The 23,435-nt window shown below is 41.8% G+C and carries 18 protein-coding genes; 15 read left to right on the forward strand and 3 right to left on the reverse strand.

The window, feature by feature from the left end; all coding sequences use genetic code 11:
• The first annotated feature begins 84 nt into the window (after positions 1-84).
• Both IE339_RS09225 and IE339_RS09230 read left to right on the forward strand, forming a co-directional pair.
• Positions 85-1,149, forward strand: coding sequence for an AAA family ATPase (locus tag IE339_RS09225; RefSeq protein ID WP_242175535.1), 1,065 nt, complete (start codon positions 85-87; stop codon positions 1,147-1,149).
• Positions 1,146-2,933: a vWA domain-containing protein gene (locus tag IE339_RS09230; RefSeq protein WP_242175536.1), complete on the forward strand. Its 1,788-nt coding sequence runs from the start codon at positions 1,146-1,148 to the stop codon at positions 2,931-2,933. The genes IE339_RS09225 and IE339_RS09230 overlap by 4 nt, the downstream gene beginning before the upstream one ends.
• Before the next feature lie 36 nt (positions 2,934-2,969).
• On the opposite strand, the gene IE339_RS09235 is transcribed toward IE339_RS09230, so the two are convergent.
• Positions 2,970-3,794 (reverse strand): transglycosylase domain-containing protein, encoded by an 825-nt coding sequence (locus tag IE339_RS09235; RefSeq protein ID WP_242175538.1) that lies wholly within the window; start codon positions 3,792-3,794, stop codon positions 2,970-2,972.
• A 119-nt stretch (positions 3,795-3,913) separates the two neighbouring features.
• On the opposite strand from IE339_RS09235, the gene IE339_RS09240 reads away from it, so the two are divergent.
• Positions 3,914-4,831: an ABC transporter ATP-binding protein gene (locus tag IE339_RS09240; protein WP_242175539.1), complete on the forward strand. Its 918-nt coding sequence runs from the start codon at positions 3,914-3,916 to the stop codon at positions 4,829-4,831.
• Positions 4,815-5,576 (forward strand): ABC transporter permease, encoded by a 762-nt coding sequence (locus tag IE339_RS09245; RefSeq protein ID WP_242175540.1) that lies wholly within the window; start codon positions 4,815-4,817, stop codon positions 5,574-5,576. Before IE339_RS09240 ends, IE339_RS09245 begins: the two co-directional genes overlap by 17 nt.
• Positions 5,577-5,609: 33 nt before the next feature.
• Here the strand turns inward: IE339_RS09245 and IE339_RS09250 are convergent, their stop codons facing one another.
• Positions 5,610-6,779, reverse strand: a complete 1,170-nt coding sequence (locus tag IE339_RS09250) for an alanyl-tRNA editing protein (protein ID WP_242175541.1) — start codon at positions 6,777-6,779, stop codon at positions 5,610-5,612.
• A 446-nt stretch (positions 6,780-7,225) separates the two neighbouring features.
• Here IE339_RS09250 and IE339_RS09255 point away from each other — a divergent pair, with 446 nt between their 5' ends.
• From IE339_RS09255 to IE339_RS09280, 6 genes are all read left to right on the forward strand, one after another.
• Positions 7,226-9,151, forward strand: coding sequence for an endonuclease MutS2 (locus IE339_RS09255; protein ID WP_242175542.1), 1,926 nt, complete (start codon positions 7,226-7,228; stop codon positions 9,149-9,151).
• Positions 9,152-9,261: 110 nt separating this feature from the next.
• Positions 9,262-9,729 carry a cell wall hydrolase gene (locus IE339_RS09260; RefSeq protein WP_053402602.1) on the forward strand — a complete coding sequence of 156 codons (468 nt, stop codon included), beginning with the start codon at positions 9,262-9,264 and terminating at the stop codon, positions 9,727-9,729.
• A gap of 159 nt (positions 9,730-9,888) precedes the next feature.
• On the forward strand, positions 9,889-10,287 hold the full coding sequence (locus IE339_RS09265; protein ID WP_053402601.1) for a GntR family transcriptional regulator: 399 nt from the start codon (positions 9,889-9,891) through the stop codon (positions 10,285-10,287).
• The gene (locus IE339_RS09270; RefSeq protein WP_242175543.1) at positions 10,271-11,170 is read left to right on the forward strand and encodes an ABC transporter ATP-binding protein; all 900 of its coding nucleotides are present in this window, start codon (positions 10,271-10,273) and stop codon (positions 11,168-11,170) included. The genes IE339_RS09265 and IE339_RS09270 overlap by 17 nt, the downstream gene beginning before the upstream one ends.
• Positions 11,145-13,142 carry a DUF6449 domain-containing protein gene (locus IE339_RS09275; RefSeq protein ID WP_242175544.1) on the forward strand — a complete coding sequence of 666 codons (1,998 nt, stop codon included), beginning with the start codon at positions 11,145-11,147 and terminating at the stop codon, positions 13,140-13,142. The genes IE339_RS09270 and IE339_RS09275 overlap by 26 nt, the downstream gene beginning before the upstream one ends.
• 223 nt (positions 13,143-13,365) lie before the next feature.
• Complete coding sequence (locus IE339_RS09280; RefSeq protein ID WP_242175545.1) at positions 13,366-14,877, forward strand: class I adenylate-forming enzyme family protein; 1,512 nt, start codon at positions 13,366-13,368, stop codon at positions 14,875-14,877.
• 40 nt (positions 14,878-14,917) lie between these two features.
• Here the strand turns inward: IE339_RS09280 and IE339_RS09285 are convergent, their stop codons facing one another.
• Complete coding sequence (locus IE339_RS09285; RefSeq protein WP_242175546.1) at positions 14,918-16,462, reverse strand: RQC-minor-2 family DNA-binding protein; 1,545 nt, start codon at positions 16,460-16,462, stop codon at positions 14,918-14,920.
• Positions 16,463-16,616: 154 nt separating this feature from the next.
• Here IE339_RS09285 and recQ point away from each other — a divergent pair, with 154 nt between their 5' ends.
• The 5 genes from recQ (at position 16,617) to IE339_RS09310 (ending at position 23,348) form a co-directional block, all read left to right on the forward strand.
• Positions 16,617-18,749: a DNA helicase RecQ gene (gene recQ / locus IE339_RS09290; RefSeq protein ID WP_242175547.1), complete on the forward strand. Its 2,133-nt coding sequence runs from the start codon at positions 16,617-16,619 to the stop codon at positions 18,747-18,749.
• 69 nt (positions 18,750-18,818) lie between these two features.
• Positions 18,819-19,025, forward strand: coding sequence for a cold-inducible protein YdjO-related protein (locus IE339_RS09295; RefSeq protein ID WP_242175548.1), 207 nt, complete (start codon positions 18,819-18,821; stop codon positions 19,023-19,025).
• 964 nt (positions 19,026-19,989) lie between these two features.
• Positions 19,990-20,826: a pyrroline-5-carboxylate reductase gene (gene proC, locus IE339_RS09300; RefSeq protein WP_242175549.1), complete on the forward strand. Its 837-nt coding sequence runs from the start codon at positions 19,990-19,992 to the stop codon at positions 20,824-20,826.
• A 75-nt stretch (positions 20,827-20,901) separates the two neighbouring features.
• Complete coding sequence (gene proB / locus IE339_RS09305) at positions 20,902-22,017, forward strand: glutamate 5-kinase (RefSeq protein ID WP_242175550.1); 1,116 nt, start codon at positions 20,902-20,904, stop codon at positions 22,015-22,017.
• Positions 22,018-22,085: 68 nt separating this feature from the next.
• The gene (locus IE339_RS09310; protein WP_242175551.1) at positions 22,086-23,348 is read left to right on the forward strand and encodes a glutamate-5-semialdehyde dehydrogenase; all 1,263 of its coding nucleotides are present in this window, start codon (positions 22,086-22,088) and stop codon (positions 23,346-23,348) included.
• Positions 23,349-23,435 lie beyond the last annotated feature (87 nt).

Genomic DNA, 23,435 nt, shown 5'->3' on the forward strand with positions numbered 1-23,435 from the left:
ATAGAACAACCATTTTTGGTTGTTCTATTTTGATATTCTGTTCATTACATACATCATTACATAAAGAAAGAAGGAATCAAATACGTGAATCAAGCTTTATCTGTCACGCAAAAGCAGCTGTATGATTTTTTATTAAACGTCGCACCCGTTCGACCTGTCTTCATTTGGGGAGCTCCTGGTATTGGGAAATCTTCCATCGTAGAGTCGTTCGCTGAGGAGTTAGGTATGGAGTGCGTCTCGCTTTTAGGAAGCCAGCTTGCTCCTGAGGATATTATTGGCGTACCGCAAATTGAGAATGGATATAGCGTGTTTTGTCCACCTAAAAACATTGCCAGAACCGAACCGTTTTGCTTATTTTTAGATGAGCTTAATGCCTGTTCACATGAGGTCCAAAAAGCCTTTTACAGCCTTATTCATGAGCAGCGAATTGGCGAATACCGTCTTCCAGAAGGCTCAATCGTAATCGGAGCAGGAAACCGAGCGCAGGACAGTGCCATCGTCAAACCGATGTCTTCGGCGCTTATCAACCGCATGGTCCACGTACAGCTTCGTGCGTCTCATCGTGATTGGCTAGAGTGGGCATACGATCATAGCATTCATCCACATGTGATTGAATACATCCAGCTTCGACCAGATCACCTGTGGAGCGAGCCACCCAAAACAGAAGAGCCGTTTTCGACTCCGCGCTCTTGGCATATGTTAAGCGACTGTTTGTATGGATACGGAGAAAACGCAAGCGATCAAGATATAGATATGATCGCAAGAGGCTGCTTATCCCCTCATCATGCGAACCAGTTTAAAGGATTTATTAAGCAAGTCAACAGCCGCTTTGATTTAGCTAAAATCATCAACGGCGAAATGAAGTGGCCGTCAGAGCCAGGAGAGCGGGACTTATTATACTTTATGGCTCAATCTTTCCGTGCTCAGCTTTTAAAAGAGCTTCCAAACGATAAGCAAGGATTGCGCGATTCCCGGCAACAGCTATCATTCCGCGCCAAAGACCTTTTAAAAGATTTAGCGTCAATTAGCCTAGAGATTGCCCAAATGGTCGTGTCAGAGCAAAAGGGTGAAGTGCTGCCTGCTTGGTTTATGTTAGAAGTAATCCGTGACCTGCCTCGACTAGCTCTCAAGAAGGACGGAAAATCGTGAAGAAGCAGCGAGATGTAAAAGAGGAAAAGCGTCTCAAACAGATTGAAAGAGGCGTTGACTTGATCAAGCAATCTCCCATGTTCGCACAGATGTGGGAGGAGGTGTGGGATCATGCGGAATCCATGGGGCCTACTTCATGGGCGTATATCATGTCTTCAGGTGTGATGCGAGTAAACAAGGACAAGGATGCAACCCCAGAAGAATGGGCATATGTGATTGCCCACTGTCTTCTTCATTTAGGTCTTGGTCACGAAAAGAAGAAAAAGCATCCGGAGCTTTGGAATATTGCTTGTGACTGCTATATCGCGCAGTTTCTACAAGAGCTCAAGTTTGGAAAAGTGCCAAGAGAATTTAATATTCCTATTTATGAATCCATTTCATCCGAGGAAGTGCTGTATGAACGTTTCGTACAAGAGGGCGTTCCTGATCATTTAAAAGGATTTAGTACGATGCCAGGAGAAATTGATTTTATTTTGACAGAAGAAAAGCTCTATTACTACCACCAGCCACCTAAATTCGATGAGCTATTTGCTACGGGATTGGCTCATGCTGTGCAGCACGCTGTACGATCAGCAGGCGGATATGAATATGATCTTGGTCTTCAAAAAAAGCGCACGCTCGCAAAGGAAGTAAAGGATTGGTTTATTAGCTCTTATCCGCTTTTAGGCGCGCTGGCAAGCGATTTTGAACTTGTCGAAGATCCGATTATTTGTCGTCGTCTCGACATTTCTGTTGCGGCCGTTGCGGTTGATACGAAGGAAATTTACATTAATTCCGCTGTACCATTAACGAAAGAAGAGCTAAAGTTTGTCATGGCACATGAATTTTTGCATGTTGGCTTAAGTCATGCGCCGAGAAGACAGGGGCGAGATCCTTACTATTGGAACGTAGCCTGTGACTACGTCATTAACAGCTGGTTGATTGAGATGCAAATTGGAGATATGCCGCAAATAGGTGGCTTATACGACCCCGAGCTCAAAGGTCTCTCTGCAGAAGAAGTGTATGACCAAATTGTCACAGATCTTCGTCGCTATCGTAAGCTAATGACGCTACGTGGTCAAGGTGGCTGTGACATGATTGAAAGCAAATCACCAGACTTTTGGGATGGAAAAGTCGGAACTGATTTAGACGACTTTTATCGTCGAGCGCTTAGTCAAGGGCTCGTGTATCATCAGGCACAGGAGAGAGGGTATTTGCCTCAAGGATTAATAGAAGAAATTCGTGCGCTCTCACAGCCTGTCATTCCGTGGGATGTTGAATTAGCACGATGGTTTGATCATCATTTTCAACCGATTGAAAAAGTTCGGACATATTCTCGTCCAAGTAGACGGCAAGCGTCGACACCAACTATTGCACGACCTCGCTATGTCTATCAGGCAGGCGATGAAGATGGCCGGACATTCGCAGTCATTATTGATACGTCAGGATCAATGGACCGTGAGCTGCTTGGGAAAGCGCTTGGCACGATTGCAAGCTATAGCATTGCACGGGACGTTCCGTACGTTCGGGTTGTATTTTGTGATGCTCATGCTTACGATGCAGGATATATGCCCCCTGAAGCGCTCGCGGATCGCCTCAATGTAAAAGGACGAGGTGGAACGGTTCTTCAACCAGCCGTTACGCTAATCGAACAGGCAACAGACTTTCCGAAAAATGGTCCGATTTTACTTGTTACGGACGGAGAATGTGATCGCCTATCTATCAAGCGGGATCATGCATTTGTGATGCCGCAAGGAGCACGCTTACCTTTTATACCAAAAGGAGAGGTCTTTCGAATGAAGTAAAAAAGGTTCTAACCAACACGGTTAGAACCTTTTTACTTATTGTAATGTCGCTTGCACAGGAACAGATTTTGATTGCTCTGCTTCATCTGCTGTAATGTACCCATGAGCTGCCATCGCATCAAGCACTTGATCACGGCGATTTTTCGCGGCCTGTGGATGATCGCGAGGGTCGTAGCCGTTCGGGTTTTGCTGCATGCCAGCAAGCATAGCCGCTTCGTGGATTTTTAAGTCATCTAAATTTTTTCCATAATATTTTTCAGCTGCGGTTGCTACACCATAGATATTTCCAGGGTAGTAGATGCTGTTTACATACATTTCAAGAATTTGCTGCTTCGAAAAATGACGTTCCATTTGTATGGCGAGCCACATTTCCTGGGCTTTACGTCTTGGTGTTTTCTCAGGAGATAACAGCGTGTTTTTAACGAGCTGTTGCGTAATGGTACTTCCGCCCTGTGCACCGAACCCACCTTTTACGTTAGCAAGGAGTGCGCCACCGAAGCGAATGAAATCGACCCCGTGGTGATCATAAAAACGCGCATCTTCAATTGCTACAAAAGCGTTGCGAACACGACTCGGAATTTCATCAGCCGTGACGTAAATTTGATTGTCATCTTTATGAACCTCTTCTTTTACTTTTGCTTCATCAAGAGGTGGTGCAGAAGAAGCATAGTAGGCAAACACGCCTCCGCCAATAACGCCTACAATGATGGCTACCGTTACCAAAAAGGCAATAAGTCGTCGTAAAAAACGGAGCTTTCGCTTTTTCTTCGGCTTCTTTTGCGGCTGTGGCGCGATCTCTTGCTCTTGTTTTTGACGCTGCTGTCTTTTATATTCACTTCTTGTTAAAAACTCGTCACTCATAATGTATATCCGCCTTTCAATGGCAAGTCTGTGTTAATAGTTACTAGTAGTTTGTACAAAATTCGAAAAGTTAGCTATACTGAAGGTATATACCAAGTATATACGTGAGGTTAAAGCAAATGTCAATTTTAACGGTAAGAAATTTGAACAAATCAATCGGAAAAAAACAGATTTTGTCGAACGTATCTTTAGACGTGAAGCAGGGAGAAATCATGGGTTTACTCGGACCAAATGGCTCAGGGAAAACAACGCTCATTCGAACGATTGTGGGCCTAGTTCAAAAAGATGATGGCGAAGTGAGCATCGGTGGAGAGAACATTCAGAGTCAGTTCTCACGCGCTATTTCACAGGTTGGTGCCATAATTGAGAACCCAGAATTCTACGATTATTTAACGGGGCATCAAAACTTAGTTCATTTTGCCAGAATGAATGGAGCGCTAGATGAGAAGAGAATTGATGAAGTAGTGGAGCTTGTGGATTTGTCATCTGCCATTCATTCTAAGGTAGGGACATATTCACTCGGGATGAGGCAGCGCCTTGGGATTGCTCAAGCCATTTTACACCGCCCCGCGCTCTTAATATTAGACGAACCAACGAACGGATTGGACCCAGCTGGTATGAAAGAATTGCGTACCTACTTACGAAAGCTGTGTGACGAAGAAGGCGTGTCAATCTTAATCGCCACGCATCTTTTAAAAGAGATTGAAGCACTCTGTGAACGCGTAGCTATTATTCAGCGTGGAAAAGTCATTGCGATACAAGACATGCGCACAAGAGCTTCAAACGAACAGGTCACAGTCAACATCACAGCAGAGCCGCTTGAGGAAGTCAAAACGTGGTTAAAGGGCGCCGAATACGCGGTGCAGGTTGTAAACAATGACGTAATCGTACATATGCAGTATCAAGATATTCCGGTTCTTACAAAAGGACTAGTGGAGGCAGGAATCCATATTTATCGAATTGAACCTCTTGCACCGTCTTTAGAAGACTCATTTTTAGCGCTAACAGGAGGCAATGAAGATGATGAACTTAATTAGAAATGAACAAATGAAGCTGCGCTATAAAACAAGCACGATTGCCATCGTGATCATTATTTTAGCCATCGCCATTCTGGGCGCTTTGCTGGCACGTCAATTGTTTGTGGTTGGCAAAATTGGTGAAACAACGATAGGCTACTTGATCTTCAGCACGACGTTTTTATCAGCGGTAAAGCTTGTTCTTATTCCAATTGCAGGCACAATTGTATCCACAGAATTTGATCGCGGCACGATCAAATTTTTACTTATTCGTCCTGCGAAAAGAAGCACCGTTTTACTGTCAAAGTATATAACGATTTTACTTGTGAGCGTATACGGCTTGCTGCTATTTTTTGTAGTGTCCTTTATTGTCGGGCTTGTTTTGTTCCCTTTTAAAGCGTCTGACCTGTCTGATACTTGGATTTTGGCTAGTCGTTACGGCTTTCAGTGGATTGAGATCATCGTTGTACTGACGATTGCCTTTACGGTTTCAACGGTTTTTCGAAATGGGTCTCTCGCCATCGGGATCACTCTTTTGATCGCATTAGTTGCGAAAACCGTTTCTTCTTTATTTGCTCATTTTGAGCGAAGCGAAGGGAAATACCTGTTGTTCTCAAACGTGGATTTAAGTCAGTATTTTAGGGGGAGTCAGCCTTTGTTTGATGGAATGACCCTTCCGTTTTCCATTTTTATCATTGTTGGTCACATGATTTTCTTTCTTGCTTTGTCATGGTATTTCTTTGTGAAGCGGGATGTGTCGGTATAACGAAAAAACTCGGAGCACCGTGCTCCGAGTTTTTTAAATGAAATCTTTCACAAACGTAACGAACGATTGAAGCTCTTCGACCGTGTTGAAACCTGCTTGAGCCTGCTTGTCATTTCCGCCACCTTTTCCGTTGTAGGAAGGAAGGTGTTCTTTAAATAACTGACCGCATTTTAACGAAGCCGTACCTGCATGAGTGAGAAGGATTTTTTTCTCTGAAGCAGAGGCAATTAAAATGACTCCATCAAAGCTCTCTTTTAGCGATGCTGCCAACAGCTGCATTTCCTTCATGGATTGATTGTCAAACGTCTTAGCAATCAAATTACTTTCTGCTGACGACAGCAATTCTTTTGCTACATACGAAGCCTGCGCTTCTTTTAATTCATCTAGCTCGCGCTGAAGGGCTTTTTGCTCCTGTTCCCATTTATCTAAGCGCTCAATGACTTCACTGCGTGATGTGCTAAAACGTTTGCTGATGATCGTTAAAATATCCTGGGCTTCACCATAATCTTTCAGCGCTCGAGATCCAGCTTTAAAGTGAAGGCGCGTATTCCCTTTTTGCTTTTCCGTTTTGATCAGCTTGATTAATCCTATTTCTCCTAAACGAGCAACGTGTGTCCCACAGCAAGCAGAATAATCAATTTCACCTTTAATTTCCACAATTCGAATGTCTTCGGTTACGTCAGGAAGCTTGCGTAGAGGGATAGAAGAAAGCTCTTCTTCTGTCACCATATAAGTTTCAATAGGATAGTTTGCCGTAATGTATTCATTGACCTTTTTCTCAATGTTGTTTAGTTGTTCCGTTGACAGATCAGCCGTCGCTAAATCAATCGAGACCATTTCCGTTCCGAGATGAAAGCTCATCGTTTTAGCATCATACAACTCAATGCAAACAGCGGATAACAAATGCTGAGCGCTATGGTGCTGCATATGATCAAAGCGGCGCTCCCAGTTAATTTCACATGAGGCTTCGCCAAGTGATGGTTTGTCACGCAGTATATGATAAATATGCGGGCCGTCTTCTTGAACATCGATTACGCTCATTCCGTTGATGGTTCCCTGGTCGGCAGGTTGTCCACCGCCCTCTGGATAAAAAGCCGTTTCTTTTAACTGAATCCAATATGTATCGTCTTTCTGCTCAATGTGTGTAATTTCGGTGTTCCATGTTTTTGTATAAGGAGAGTGGTAATATAATTTTTCTGTCATCTCTAACGTCCTTTCATTCCGTTCTCCTGCTTATCATAACGTATTTCGATAAATAAGGACACGATGTAGTATTGACATAAAAAGGTTATTTTGTATATGATAAGAATAGAGAGGGCAGAAATTAGCACCTCTATACCCATTTATCTCTTAAATGTAAAGGAGTATGTTCTATGTTAGGTGTCGTTCTTAACTAATCCGTAAATTGGATACGGTCATTCTTTTAAAAATTTCTAGTTCGCTAGATGTTTATTTGAGTACGCTCAAAAAGAATGATGGTTAAGGACACGAATCATAGCATACCGAAGATAAATTTATCTACGACGCTGTGTCTTCATGCACAGCGTTTTTTTAATCCACTGAGATAAATGGGGACGTAGATCAATATTTTCGAGCGCCATGAACGTTGTTCATGGTGCTTTTTTATTTTCTAAAGGAGGGTTTTTACGTTGAACGAACGTGCATATAGCGTATTAGAATATAACCGAGTGAAAGAAGACGTGGCGAGATTCGCTATGACAGAAGAAGGAAAAGAACAAATTTTAGGGCTTCTACCGTCTACAAATAAACGACAGCTACAAGCACAGCTAGCGGAAGTAACCGAAGCGGTCGCTATTTTAGAAAAAAGTGCTAGTGTTCCATTATCAGGGTTGTCAGGAATGAGCGTGCTTATGAAACAGCTTCATAAAGGAACAGCATTAAAAGTCGACACGTTAAGTAAGCTTCTTGGCTTTCTGGACAGCTGTGCAAAGCTAAAGCGATTTATGAAAGATAAACAGTACCTCGCGCCTCGCGTTAGTTTATATGTAGATGGAATGGATGATTTGTCAGCGATAGCAGATGAAATTGTTCGCTGCATTCGAAACGGACGGGTAGATGATTATGCAAGTAAAGAATTACTAAAAATTCGGAGACAGCTTGAAACACACGAGCAAAAGCTTAAAGAAAAGCTGCAGCAAATGGTGAAATCGTCCAAATATAAAGCGTATCTACAAGAGTCTACAATCAATGAACGAAATGGACGATATGCAGTAGCGGTGAAAAAAGAGTATAAAAGTAAGGTAAAAGGAGCGATTTTAGACACCTCTTCTTCTGGATCAACGTTATATATCGAACCAGAAGAAGCCTCATCCATTCAAGACCTTATCGATCTGCAAAAAGCAATGGAGGAGGTAGAAGTAGAGCGAATTCTATTTTCCCTTACCGCACTTGTAGAAGAGAACGAACAGTCACTAAAAGGATCGATTGAAACAATGATCCATTACGATGTCTTGTTTGCCAAAGGAAAACATAGCCAGCTCATTAACGGAAGGGAAGTGGCTATTAACGAAGAAAGCCGTGTGTTGTTGAAGGAGGCGAGGCATCCGTTATTAGGAGATGGGGCTGTACCACTCACCGTTGAAATTGGAACCGAATACCGTAATTTGGTTATTACAGGTCCAAATACAGGAGGAAAAACGGTGACGATCAAAACAGTGGGTCTTCTTGTGATGATGGTTCAAAGCGGGCTCCACGTTCCTGTTAACGAAGGAAGTGAAGTGGCTATGTTTAAGCAAATTCTTGTTGATATTGGAGATGGTCAAAGTATTGAACAAAGCTTGAGTACCTTTAGCTCGCATTTAACAAATATCATTGAAATTTTAAAAGAAGCGAATGAATATACGCTTGTATTAGTGGATGAACTTGGCTCTGGTACCGATCCAAGTGAAGGGATGGGACTTGCAACGGCCATTCTTCATCAGCTTGCTAAAAAAGGCGTAACGATGCTTGCGACGACTCATTACAGCGAAATCAAGGAATTTGCTGATGCCACAGAAGGTTTTCGAAATGGATCTATGGAGTTTGATATTCACACGCTAAAGCCAACTTACCGGTTGCTGATTGGAAAAGGTGGGGAAAGCCAGGCGTTTGCCATTGCATTAAAGCTTGGTCTTCATCCAAGAATCATTGAAGAAGCGCATCGCATTACGTATCGAGAAGAAAAAGAATATCCGTTAGGATCAATAGAAAATCAAAAGGAGCTAGACAAACAGATCATTATCAATCGACATGCCCATCAAAAAACAGGAAAACCACAGCAGGCAACTGCGACGATATTTGTTCAGGGAGATAACGTACGCATTACGCAAAGCGATGAATTCGGTATTGTGTACAGCGGTCCTGATTCGTTCGGTAATTATGTGGTGCAGGTAAAAGAGGAAAAGCGCACGTACAATCACAAACGCCTAAAACTCTATATCTCGAGGGATGAATTATACCCTGACGATTACGATTTTTCCATTGTTTTTGACTCGAAAGAGAATCGTAAAAAAGAGCGGTTGATCAGTCGCAAATACGTAGAGGGTCTTGTGATTGAGCGTGATGAGGAAGAGTGAGGAATATCCTATTTTATGGATCTATTGGTTCAACTTTCATAGTGACTTCTACCTTCAGCCTTGTTAAAGTGACAACTAGCACGAAAAAGTCACAGGAGGTTTTCAACGATATGCTAAAGAAACTGATTATGACAGCCGCGCTTGTAATACCTGCGTTAGGTGTTCAATATGCTGGAGATGCCGGACAACACAAGGCAGAGGCAGCTGAAAAACAAGTATCACTAAGTTCAAATGAAAAAGACCTACTCGCTCGATTGGTAACGGCCGAAGCAAAGGGTGAACCTTATGCTGGTCAAGTAGCCGTTGCAACAGTCGTTTTAAATCGTTTAGATAGCGACAAGTTCCCAGACTCATTAAAAGGAATTGTCTACCAAAAAAATGAATTTTCACCTGTACTAAACGGAAGCATTAATGACCCAGCAACGTCCGAAGCTAAAAAAGCTGTAGACGAAGCGATTAATTTCCACGGCAAAGGTCAAGGTTCATTGTTCTTCTATAATCCAGATAAAACAGATAACCAGTGGTTACGTGGTAAGCACGAAACGATTAAAATCGGTGAGCACGTATTCGCAAAATAAGATGGTTTCAAAAAAATCCCCGCTTTTTACAGCGGGGATTTTTTTGTCGTAAATTAATGCTTGTAATTTTTTGTTCGTGAATTATAATATTAACTGTAATAGGATTCATAATACAGTTAATACAATGAAAAGTGATTACTAATTGGAAGGAGGGCCACTATGTTTGAATTAGACTTACGTAGTCGCAAGCCCATCTATGAACAGCTTGTCGAGAAACTAAAAGAACTCATCATCCATGAAGTGTTTAAAGCTGATGCGCAATTACCTTCCGTGCGGTTGCTGGCAAAAGAGCTAACCATCAATCCAAATACGATTCAAAAAGCGTATCGTGAGCTTGAACACCAGGGTTACATATACTCGGTCCCAGGAAAAGGGAGCTTTGTCGCTCCGCAGGCCATTACAACAAATAATGAGAAGGTGAAGAAGATGAAGAATGATCTAATTAAGCTCATTTCAGAAGCACTGTATCTAGGGATGAACCGGGAGGACATTCTCTCACTCATTGAAGCAGCAGAGGAAACGGTGCAAGGAGGTAACCCGAATGATCAAGGCAACTAATCTGCGAAAAGAATTTGAAGATATTGAAGCGGTAAAAAACGTTACTCTTCATGTAAAAAAAGGCTCGATCTACGGATTGCTTGGATCAAACGGAGCGGGGAAAACGACGCTGTTAAAAATGCTTTGCGGAATCTACAAGCAGGATTCAGGAACGATTTCAGTGATGGATCAATCTGTTTTTGAAAATGTAGAGGTGAAACAAAAGCTGATTTTTATACCTGATGCACTGTACTTCTTCCCGCAGTCCACGATTAAACAAATGGGGCAGTTTTATAGAAGCGTGTACGCTGACTGGAACGAGGAGCGCTTTCAAAAGCTACGTTCGGTTTTCAACATTGATCTAAATAAAAAGGTCCACCGCCTATCAAAGGGTATGCAGCGTCAGGTGGCGTTTTGGTTAACGCTATCAGCGATGCCAGATATTCTTGTATTGGATGAACCGCTTGACGGACTTGATGCAGTGATGCGTAAAAAAATTAAAAATCTGCTTATTCAAGACGTTGCAGAACGTGAGATGACGATCTTAATTTCGTCTCATAATCTTCGGGAAGTAGAAGACCTATGTGATCATGTTGGGATTTTACATAACGGAGAGTTAATGATTGAGAAAGATCTTGATGATCTAAAATCAGATGTCCATAAAATTCAGGTAGCCTTCAAGCGCGATGTCCCAATGGGTCTACTTGAAAAGCTGAACGTTTTATATGAGGAAAAACGAGGCAGCGTCATGCTGTTTATTGTGAGAGGAAAAGAAGACGCGGTGACAAGGCTCATTGACTCTTACAATCCAGTGATCTTTGATCTTCTTCCACTCACATTAGAAGAAATCTTTATTTACGAAATGGGGGACGTTGGCTATGCGGTCGAAACTATTTTCGTTTAATCGCGGCATTTTTATACAAGATTTACGAAGCGTCGGATGGATTAGCATCGTTTATTTTCTGACGTTGCTGTTCACAGGGCCGCTCGATTTGTATAACCGAATTACAGAAGAATTTTTTATTGAAGAAAAAAACGACAGCCTCTTCCGTTTGTCAACAGACGTGTATACAATTTGCATTTTTACTGTACCTGTTCTCCTTGGACTATTATTATTTCGTTATATGCAAACAAAGCTATCTGCTGATTATATTCATAGCTTGCCGATTAAGAGAGAGAGCTTATATAACCAGCGTATTATAACAGGTGTTATTTTATTAATTCTTCCTGTCTTTTTAACGGGTATTGTGTTTTACGTAATAGGAGTAAACTACAAACTTATGTATATTACCACTCCAGCCCACATATGGAGCTGGATCGGTCTTACCATTTTGTTTTTATTATTCGTATTTATGGCAACTGTTTTTGTCGGAATATTTACGGGAATCACGATGGTGCAAGGGGCCTTAACCTACATTCTGTTTTTGTTACCTGTAGGTATTACGAGCATTGTGGCGATTAACGCAGCTTCTCTTATTAAAGGAATTGCGCTCGATTACTACTTAGATGGCACGTTGACAAGGGATGCCCTTCCGTTTGCTCGAGTTGGGTTACTAGGTTACGGTGCAGTCAGTCCAACCGTTCTAATTACGTATAGTAGTTTAGTGGTCGTTTTTTACGTAATCGGTTTGATTGCCTATAAAAAGAGAGCAATCGAAATGAGTTCAAGAGCCATCTCGTTTCAATTTTTTCAGCCTGTCTTTAAATATGGCGTAATGGGTTGTTTTACGCTCCTTGGAGGTGCCTATTTTGGCCTTTCACAAAATAATAAACTAGGCTGGTTTTTATTTGGGTATGTAATAGGATCGATCGTCGGTTACGTAGTAGCGGAAGTCGTATTACAAAAAACGTGGCGAATTGGTTTCAGATGGAAAGGATATGTTGGGTTTGCCATCGTTGCCGCACTGTTTTTTGCGGTTATCTCACTGGACCTTCTCGGAATTGAAAAGAAAGTACCAGACCTGAAAAATGTGAAGAAAGTGTATGTAGGTGAAGATCTTTACACGTTAAAAGCAATAGACAACAGGGATGAGACGAGTGGTGATGACCGAAGTATGGTAGCTTACACAGATCCTAGCGTCTTAAAACATATTGAGGAGCTCCACAAAAAGCTAATTAAAGAAGCTTCTCTCCAACGTGGTCATGGAGTTTTTGATACAATTGGGATTGCGTATGAGTTGAAAGGCGGAGGACGTATCGTTCGATTATATAACATTCCTCGTCATCTATTTGATGAGGAAATGAAGCCACTTGTGGACTCAAAGGAATATAAGGAGAAGATGTATCCTGTCTATGCATTAAGTGATAAAACCATTTCAACAATTCGATCAATTGAGATTCAATCAAATCTATTAGAAAAGCGTCCGGTCTATATTACAGAACGAACGAAAATTGAAGAATTTGTTCACTTGCTTCAGGAAGAAATTCAAAAACAAAAAGCAACAGATGTCTTAACTGACAAGGTTGATTTGGCATCCATTAACATTTCTATAACAGATCGAAATCAAATACCGATGACGCTAGAAGTTTATTATAAGGAAATTGAAAAGTGGTTACAGAAAGAAGGGCTAGCAGATCGGGCTCTAACAACCGCAGCTGACTTTGAATCAGCGACCATTCTTCCAAAATATGATCAAGATGTACGAGAGAACTCGTACAATATGTCAAGAGCGGAGTTCAATGAATATCTAGCGGAGCAACCAAAAGTAAAACCGACTCGTGATGAAAAGCAAATTCAAAAATTGCTTGAAAACAGCGAATATGGTATTTATGACGGTCGAGATTACCAAACGGTTGTATTCCTACCAAAAAAGGCTGGGCAAACCATTCAAGTTTACGATGTTCCAAAAAAATATGTGAAAAAACTTATAAAATAGTACAAAGAAGACCTCTTTTTTTGAGGTCTTCTTTTTTTTGAGAGCGAATGATATTTTTTATGAGAACGGTTTCTTTTACCTAAATTAAGGATAAAAAGAGAACACATTTTACCATTTTTATCATTTCAGAGTTTTTTGATTTGTTTTTAGGTGATAGGGTTTCTTACAATGGGTACATAAATAAAATCAACATTACAAAACAAACAGAAAGAAGATGAAAACAATGAGTATGATGCAAGAAATTCTAACAAAGCGTGCAGAGAAAACACCACACCTTGAGGCTTTAGTTGGGGGGACGACGCGTTATACGTTCAAGCAATACAATGAGCGCGTTAATCAAATGGCTCATTACTTAATGAGTCTTGGCGTTCAAAAAGGAAATATGGTCGGAATTTTATGTAAAAATAATCACCCTGTCCCAACGATTATGATGGCGGCAATGAAAATCGGAGCTGTTCCTGTCCCGTTTAGCTGGCAGCTGACAGCCTTTGAACTAGAAGATTTACTTCAGACAGCGAAACCAACCGTTCTTTTTTATGATGAGGAGTTTGCCGGTCATGTGAAGGGTGCAAGAGAAAATCAGATTGTTCCGCACATGATTCAAGCAGGAAAAGGCTTCCATACAACGGAGGCATATGAGCAAATTTTCGCAGAGCACTCAATAGAAGAGCCGTCTGTTTCACTGACAGGAGAAGACACGGCGTTTATGCTGTTTACGTCAGGAACGACTGGAAATGCAAAAGGTTGCATGATCACGCACGGTGGATTGGATGCTTATTTTAAAGAAGCGGCCAAACGTCCTGTTAAAGAGGGCGGTCGTTTCTTAGCGGTTCATCCACTGTTTCACATGAGCGGAATTTTAAATCTGTTTAATTCGATTACGTCTGGAATTACCATCATTTTTGAAATTGATTCCACACCGAAAACGATTTGGGATACGATTGAGCGCGAAGGAATTCATATGATGCTTGGATTCCCGTCTGTTTATACGTATATGCTAGAGGAACTCAAGGAAAGAGGAGGCAAACCTGAAACGTTTAAATATGCGGCAGCGGGCGGAACGAAGGTGCCAGCAAGCCTCATCCATGAATACGAAAAACAAGGCATTTCCATGATGGAAGGCTACGGAAGTACCGAGGCATGGGTCGTCAGCGCTTGGCGTCATGATATGGGCGAAAGCAAGGCAGATTCCGTTGGAAAAGCAGTTCCAGGCGTCCAAATTAAAATCACCGATCCTGAGACGGGGGAAACTCTTCCACAAGGTGAAGTTGGCGAAATTATGGTGAAGAGTCCTTACGTATTTAAAGGGTATTGGAGTAACGAAGAAGCAACGAAGCAGGTTTTCACTGACGGATGGTTCCATATGGGTGATGCCGGCAAATTAGACAAAGACGGTTTTCTGTATATTATGGGACGATATAAAGATGTCATCGTGCGCGGTGGTGATAACGTGTATCCAATTCAGCTAGAAGAAATTATTCAGCATATGGATGGTGTGTTAGAAGTAGCGGTAATTGGGATTCCAGATGACTTCTGGGGAGAGATTCCGCGTGCATACGTCGTAAAAGATGTGAATAGTTCTCTTACGGAAAAGGACGTTATTGCGAATCTTCAATCACGCGTAGCGGACTACAAAGTACCCCAAGTAGAGTTTATCCGAGAGCTTCCGAAAAACACGCTCGGAAAAATTGTGAAGCGCGACCTAAAGGATCTTGTGTTAGGTGTTCTGCAATAGGAGGACGTAAAAAAGGCGTAGCCCAAAGGGTTACGCTTTTTTACATGTGATGAGACATATGTGAGTGAATGACATGGCCCTTCGGAGTGAGAGTATAGCCTTGTCTTAGTTTACTAATGATTTCCCACTTTTGGAGCGTTTCAAACATCGAATATAAATATTTTTCTTTTTGATTGGCAAGAGCTCCGTACCCCTTGTGTTCATCGAGCTTTCGTTGCCGAATATTATTTGTTGAATGCCCTGTTAAAAGCTGTGTGTAGAGCTGCCCTGATACAGAGTCACGTAAATCATGAATTAACGACAGCGTGTCGTATAATTGATGAGGCGTTAGCGTGATCTTTCCTACGTCTAACGAATCCTGCAGAAACTTCTCTTGTAGTCCGTTAATCTCTTCTTGAAGCTGATTCTTTAGAGATGTGAGTGCATGTAGCCACTCCGTTTGCTTCGCGATCGTCTTATATGAAGAAAGGTGAGATAAAATTGAGACGTCCTCTAACTGAAAGAATGAGAGCCACTCAATGGTTTCTTCGTCCGTTGTGCGCGGGGCCTTGAGATCCATGAGCGCATGAATCCATGACAGCAAGTGGGGAATCTCAATAGGTGACATACTCCATGTTTCAAGTTCTTTTTGTAAATTATTTATTTCGTTAATCACGGAAGAGTCATGCTCGATCCGATCTTTCCAATGCTGGATGGAATGAAGCGATTGAATGAGTTCCGGGTTTAATAACATCAACTCTTTTAATTGCTCGCTTGTCGTATACAGACGTTTGCTAGCGAGCTCAACATCAACTTCTTCTTTCAGCATGACCGTTTGTGAGGGAACGTGGTACACTAAAATGGTCCCACCTGTTGTATCCTTCACAACGATCTGCTTCTCTCTCGCTTCAAAGGATAACGTCACTTCTGAATAGGCATCAAGACCTTCATGGAACTCCTCTTTTGACCACATACGAAATGGTCGCATAATAATCTCCACACGTTCTCGCCAATACGCTACTTTTTCAGGCTGCTTCATCGAAAAGAGTAGTGGAGAGGCTGCCACGCGCTCAATTGCTTCAATACGTTGTTCATACTGGTGATACAGCTTAATGAACGGATGGTTATGAAATGCTTCGTTCATTGAATGAAGCCAGTTCTCGCGATTGTTTTGGCTGATCTGTGCACAAAACATATAGTCTCTTATGACGTTATGAATATGTGTCTGAAGCTGCTCCTTGCTTAACGTCGTAATATCCTGCTTATAGCACTGTTCCAAGTGGAGAGGGACACCTGTTTGTGCGCTCTGTTCTTTCCATAAAAACGTATCAGGTTTCCATAAATGAGGAAAAATTTCTTCCTCTCTATTAATAGCTAGTGGAAAACCACTATGCTGATTTTTAAACAAGAAAGTGGAGAGTTGTAGCTGGTCCGCATCGGAATAGTTGCTTAATGTTTGGGAGACGGCATGATTAATACGTGTTAACAGTCCTCTTGTATGCTTGTTTGCCAGCGAACGAACGGCTTTATTTTTTCGCCCAATCGGGATGAAGGTTAGGTAATCATAGTCGGTAAACTCAACGACAAGTTGTGATGGAATCGCCATATGTACAGCTCCTTTCTACTATTAATATAGTGTACGATTTTTGCTAGAGAATATGAAAGTTTTAGTGTGCTGACGATTATAAATTAATGTTATGATAGAAAAATGATGAACGATGGTACAGATATGCTGTATCAAATGTAGGAGGACATATTAAATGATGCAAGAAGCAACGCGCTATTTAAAAAGTTATTTCGGATATGATCAGTTTCGACAAGGACAAGAGGATATTATTCAAAATGTCTTAAACGGTCATCACACGGCAGGCATCATGCCCACAGGAGGCGGGAAATCACTTTGCTATCAAATTCCTGCTCTCGTCCTTCCAGGGATAACGCTTGTGATCTCACCGCTTATCTCTTTAATGAAAGACCAAGTGGACGCTCTCGAGCAAGTAGGGATTCATGCGACGTATATTAATAGTACGTTAACGGCAGGTGAAGCAGATCGGCGCCTAGAGGAAGTGAGCATGGGAGAATGTCGCATTTTGTATATCGCGCCTGAACGATTAGAGTCACCTTTTTTCATGCAGCAGCTTGAAAACTTACCTATTTCGCTTGTTGCAGTAGATGAAGCTCACTGTATATCCCAGTGGGGGCATGATTTTCGACCAAGCTACTTGCGTATTCATCGCTTTGTAAAAGAGCTCTCGTCTCAACCGACTGTGTTAGCATTAACCGCAACGGCCACTCCACAAGTACAGGAAGATATTTGTGCGCAGCTGTCGATTCCACAAGAATCCACTTTTATTACCGGATTTGAACGCAGTAATTTATCCTTTAACGTTGTAAAAGGTCAAGATGCAGATGATTTTCTACAGCAGTACCTTAAAAAAAATCCAGGAGAATCGGGCATTATTTACGCGGCCACACGAAAAGACGTGGATGCATTATATGAGCGATTGAACAAAAGTGGCATTGAAACAGGGCGTTATCATGCTGGATTAAACGAGAAGGAGCGTTCAGATCAGCAGGAACGTTTCTTACGAGACGATGTGACGATTATGGTCGCAACGAATGCATTCGGAATGGGCATTGATAAAAGTAACGTGCGCTTTGTCATTCATTATCAGCTTCCTAAAAATATGGAGAGCTACTACCAAGAAGCAGGGCGTGCGGGGCGAGATGGTTTAGAAAGCGAATGTATATTGTTATATTCGCCTCAGGACGTCCAAGTACAGCGCTATTTAATTGATCAATCCATGAACGAGGAAAAGAAGAAGCAGGAGCTGCAAAAGCTTCATCAAATGCGCGATTATTGTCATACAGAAGGCTGCTTGCAAGCATTTATCCTTCACTATTTTGGCGATCATAACGCAACGGAATGCGGAAAATGTAGCAACTGCACAGATGATCGAGACTCAGTGGATGTGACAAAAGAAACACAAATGGTGCTCTCTTGTATGATTCGCATGGGACAGCGATTTGGAAAAACGTTGATTGCGCAAGTGTTAACGGGTTCCAACAACAAGAAAGTTATCGATATGCGTTTTAATCAGCTTCCTACGTACGGGATTATGAAGGATAAAACGGCTAAAGAAGTTAGTGAATTTATTGATTTCCTGACTTCTGAACAGATTATTGGCATTTCGGGAGGACAATATCCTGTTTTAATCGTCACGGAAAATGGGAAGAGCGTGCTTCAAGGGACGCATCCTGTCATGCGAAAAGAACAGGTAGAGGTCGTGCAAGTCGCGGTCGATGACGAGCTCTTTGAAAAGCTCCGTCAGCTTCGTAAAGCAATTGCGGATGAAGAGAACGTGCCTCCTTTTGTCATTTTCTCGGATCAAACGCTTCAAGATATATCGCGGAGACTTCCGCTCTCAAAAGAGGAGCTGTTGATGGTAAAAGGAATCGGGGAACAAAAGAAAGAGCGCTACGGAGATCGTTTTCTTCAAGTAGTAGAAGACTATAAGCGTGAACATCCTGACCGCGAGCCGATTGTAGAGGAAGTGAAAGTAAAGAAAAAACCAAAGCGATCAAGTTCAAAGGAAGGGTCCCATTTAGTCACGTTTGAGATGTATGAACAAGGACAATCAATTGAAGAGATTGCCAAAAGCCGCGACCTTTCGCTTGTAACAGTCGAAAATCATTTATTGCGTGCGGCAGAAGACGGTAAAAGCATTGAGTGGGAGACGTTTTTTACACATGAACAAGAAAAACAAGTGGAAGAGGCCATTCGTGAAGTGGGAGAAGGCTTCCTGAAACCAATCAAAGAAGCTCTTCCGAGTGACATTAGTTATTTTGTTATTAAAGCTATTTTGGCAAAACGTCAATTAATGAATCAGTAGAATTTTCAAAAACCAGGAATAAAAGGCAAGGTCATGATGCATACTACTGTAAAAAAAGGAGATATGCTCATGTACTTTGCGAAAAAAGGAATCGAAGAACCAGCTCCAATTATTGAAAATACGGTTGTATACGCCTGTGAAGCAGACTCGTGTAACGGCTGGATGCGTGAGGAATTTGCGACAGCGGACAGAAGTTGTCCGTTATGCAACAGTGGGATGAAACAAGAAGTACGTGAGTTACCTCAAATTAAAGTTGAATATAACGCTTATTCATAAGAAGAGAGCCATGACAATTCATCGTCATGGCTTTTTTTATGTGTTAATTCTATAAGGAACAAGAATATCACTTAAGAAAAAAATCATGCTAAAAAAGTATTATTTTTCCTATATTGAGCAAACTACTTACTGTAATAAATACAACTATTTATTACAACATCAATTAATAGAAAAGGTAGGTTTGGTCAATGGATATTATGAGAGATATTTGCTTTTTAATTGGAGTTGGATGCTTAGCCTTTTTCTACTATCAAATGTTTCGAAAAGAAAGTCGGAAAAAAGAAGAAAAAGAATCATAAAAGGGTTGACTTATTAAATTAATTATCGTATGCTTATGTACCTGTTGATAAATTACTGAGGAAATCTGCGGCACAGAGAGAAGGGATGCTCTCTGTTTTTCAAGATCGTAAGGAGATCAGCAGACAAAGGGGACCACATTCATTTTATTTTTCTCCCATGCGTTACTTTCATCTTCGTTTTGTTACTTCGTATAGAATGATTCCATTCATTTATCCATTTAACAGAAATCTTAAATGACTTATGCAGTGAGGTAGCGATGCACAAGTCTGGTTCATACTGGCGCGGCTTCGGAGCCGTAAGGACGAAAGAGAGGTAGGGCTTTCGTTGTGCTAGACACAATCGCTCCGGATACTGTACGTAATGAAAAGAAAAAGATTATAACTGAGGTCGGTCAAACAAGCGGTGAAGTCGTCTAGATTTCACCGCTTGTTGCAATTTGTCGAGCAATTTTTTTATTTTTTTATGGAATACTTGGGTATCCCCTGTCGCTCTAAAGATTGTTGAACATTTTATTTGTTGGATGTTATCGCTTACAACAGCTTGTCAGGAAGGACTTTCCTTGACATCATTTCTCCTCGTGTTAGTATTAAAAGCGTTGAAAAAACACGAACAGAAACACGAACAAATCAAATGAAAACAAAGAAAATTAAACGGGAGCGATTCAATGTTAAACGAACAAAAAGTTGCGTTTTTAGGCGCAGGATCGATGGCGGAAGCAATGATTTCCGGCATGGTTAGTGCAAAGAAATTATCTCCTCATCAAATTATTGCGACAAACAAAAGCAATGAAGATCGATTAACAGAATTACAAGAGAAATACGGCATTACGGCTATTTCAAGAGATGAATTGGTGTACGAAGACGTGGATGTGTTCATCTTAGCAATGAAACCGAAAGATGCAGATGCTGTTCTTGTTGATTTAAAAGATAAAATAAACCCTAATCAGTTGGTTATGTCTGTACTCGCGGGTATTTCAACGGAGTTTATGGAAGTCCGCTTGCATGACAATCAGCCGATTATTCGCGTTATGCCGAACACTTCTAGCATGATGCAGGAATCTGCTACTGCTATTTCAACTGGTCAACATGTGGGAATGGATCATGTGCTAACAGCAAAAGAATTGCTGTCTTGTATCGGTGAAGTATATGTGATTGAAGAAGAAAAAATGGACATTTTTACAGGGATTGCCGGAAGTGGCCCCGCGTATTTTTACTATTTGATGGAGCACATTGAAAAAGCGGCTGAAGAAGAAGGTATGCCACCAGAGCTTGCTCGTCAAATTGGAGCTCAGACGATTCTAGGTGCAGCTAAAATGATCATGAATCGTGATGAAACCCCCTCAGAGCTACGTGAGAACGTGACGTCACCCAACGGAACAACAGCAGCAGGACTAGATGCGTTAGCTGAAAATGGTGGTGGAAGGGCGATTATGGCTGCAGTAAAAGGAGCCTCTTCTCGTTCAAAAGAAATTAGTAAGCAATTAGAAAAAGTTCATGCATAAGGGGTTTAACCCTTATGCACATGGGTAAATTAATAAGCGGAATAATCGAAATATTGAAAAAACAGGAGTGATTAGATGGCCCCCGACACCATGAGAAAGCGGGTTGTAATTAAGATTGGAAGTAGTTCACTAACGAGTATGCACGGTGAAATTAGCCGAAAGAAGTTAGAGCGACTTGTCGATGAAGTTGTTCATTTAAAAGATGACGGACATGAAGTGTTACTTGTTTCATCTGGAGCAGTAGCAGCAGGATATCGAAAGTTAGGATGTCTTGAGCGACCAAGCTCCCTGCCAGAAAAACAAGCGGCAGCTTCCATTGGTCAAGGATTGCTAGTTGAGGCATATTCAGAGCTATTCCTTTCACATGGTTACGTAGCTTCTCAAATTTTAATTACGAGAGATGATTTTTCAGATGAGAACCGCTACAACAATGTTCGTAATACGATCAATGTCTTGCTAGAACGAGGAATTGTACCTATTATTAACGAAAATGATACCGTCACGATCGACCGGCTTAAATTTGGAGACAACGACACGCTGTCTGCAAAGGTTGCTGGATTAGTGAACGCGGATCAGCTCGTCATCCTATCAGATATTGATGGTCTTTATGATGATAACCCACATACAAATCCGCACGCAAAACTGCTCGAGAACGTTGAAGAAATCACACCAGAAATTGAAGCAGGTGCAGGTGATTCAGCAAGTGCTGTTGGAACGGGTGGAATGCGCTCGAAGCTTGATGCTTTTAAAATCACGATGGCATCTGGTATTCCCGCCTTTTTAGGGAAAGCAGGAATCACCAATATTATCTATGACTCCATTCATAGCACAGCAAAAGGGACGTACTTTACACCAACGGACGATAGCGCAAACCTAGACCAGAAGAAGCAATGGATTGCCTTTAACTCAGGTCCAGAGGGTGAGATCGTAGTTAGCAATTTTGCGAAAGACGGAATGATTGAGCATAGCGAATGTCTTCATTCAAATGGAGTAGAGCGCGTGATGGGCTACTTTCAGCGCGGATCGGTCGTTCGTTTGTTAGACGTGGACGAACAGGAAATCGGGCTTGGAATCGTGAACTATTCATCAGAGGAAATAAAAGCCTCTAACAGCGGTGAGGAGCTTCAACGGATTATTGAAAAGGATGGCTTCGTCTGTCATTTAGAAATTGCCATCCCAGTTGGTGTATAAACGTAGGCAAGAGACAAGTAAATGGTTTTTTAATGAAGAACGGTTGAAATAAAACAGGAGGTTATTCGATGTTGACAAAGAATGTCAAACAAATGGTAGAAGACCAAGCAGTAGCAGCAAAAAAAGCGGCAAAGGTATTGGGTATGCTAACGACGAAAGAAAAGAATGACGTACTTCTGACGCTAGCAGACGCGCTTGAGGATCACTATCAGGATATTTTAAACGCAAATGAAGTTGATTTAGAAAACGGGCGTAAAAATGGCTTTGAAGAAGCATTTATGGATCGTCTAGCCTTGTCTAAGGAGCGCGTCTATGACTTCGCGAAAGGATTACGTGAGGTAGCTCAATTAAAAGATCCGGTCGGGGACGTACTTTCTGATTGGACGCTTGAAAATGGCCTTCACGTATCTGAAGTACGTGTACCGCTTGGTGTAATTGGGATGATTTATGAAGCACGTCCGAACGTGACGGTAGATGCAACCGGACTCGCGCTAAAATCAGGAAACGCCATTATTTTAAAAGGTGGATCTTCTGCGATTTCATCAAATAAGGCAATTGTTGATGTGATGCATGAGGCACTAGAGAAAACCATTATTCCAAAAGAAGCGGTTCAGTTCATTGAAAGCACCGATCGTGCAGCAACAGAGGCTCTGTTTACGATGAAGGAACACGTAGACGTATTAATTCCGCGCGGTGGTGGTGCGCTTATTAATGCCGTTGTGAATAATGCGACGGTTCCTGTGTTAGAAACTGGGGTAGGAAACTGTCACTTGTATGTGGATGCAGAGGCTGACGTGCAAAAAGCACTTGCTATTCTTGTGAATGCGAAAACAGATCGACCAGCGGTTTGTAATGCGGCGGAAACGCTTCTCGTTCACCAGAAGTGGTTTCAGCAGCATAAACAAGAGCTTATTCAAACGTTAAACGAGTACAATATTGGCGTTCACGGTGATGAAACGGTTGTGGAGGCTATTCCTGGAGCGATGCTTGCGACGGAAACGGATTGGGCAGAGGAATATTTAAGTCTCGATATTGCAATTAAAGTAGTGAGCGACGAAAATGAGGCGATTGATCATATTGATCATTACGGTACAAAGCATTCAGAAGCAATCATTACCGAAAATAAGCAAACGGCACAAAAATTTATGTCACTTGTTGATGCAGCAGCGGTTTATCACAATGCATCTACGCGCTTTACAGACGGCGGTGCGCTAGGGTTTGGGGCAGAAATTGGTATTTCAACTCAAAAGCTTCATGCCCGTGGCCCAATGGGGTTACCTGCGCTTACGACGATTAAGTATTTAATGAGCGGTAACGGACAGATTCGATAAAATGATCGTTAAATGATTGTCAAAGAAGCGAACGGAGCATGCGGTTCGCTTCTTTCATGCGTATTGCTGTTTCTGTGGGCTGAAAAA

Origin of the sequence: Priestia koreensis, from assembly GCF_022646885.1 — a bacterium.
Taxonomy (GTDB): domain Bacteria; phylum Bacillota; class Bacilli; order Bacillales; family Bacillaceae_H; genus Bacillus_AG; species Bacillus_AG koreensis_A.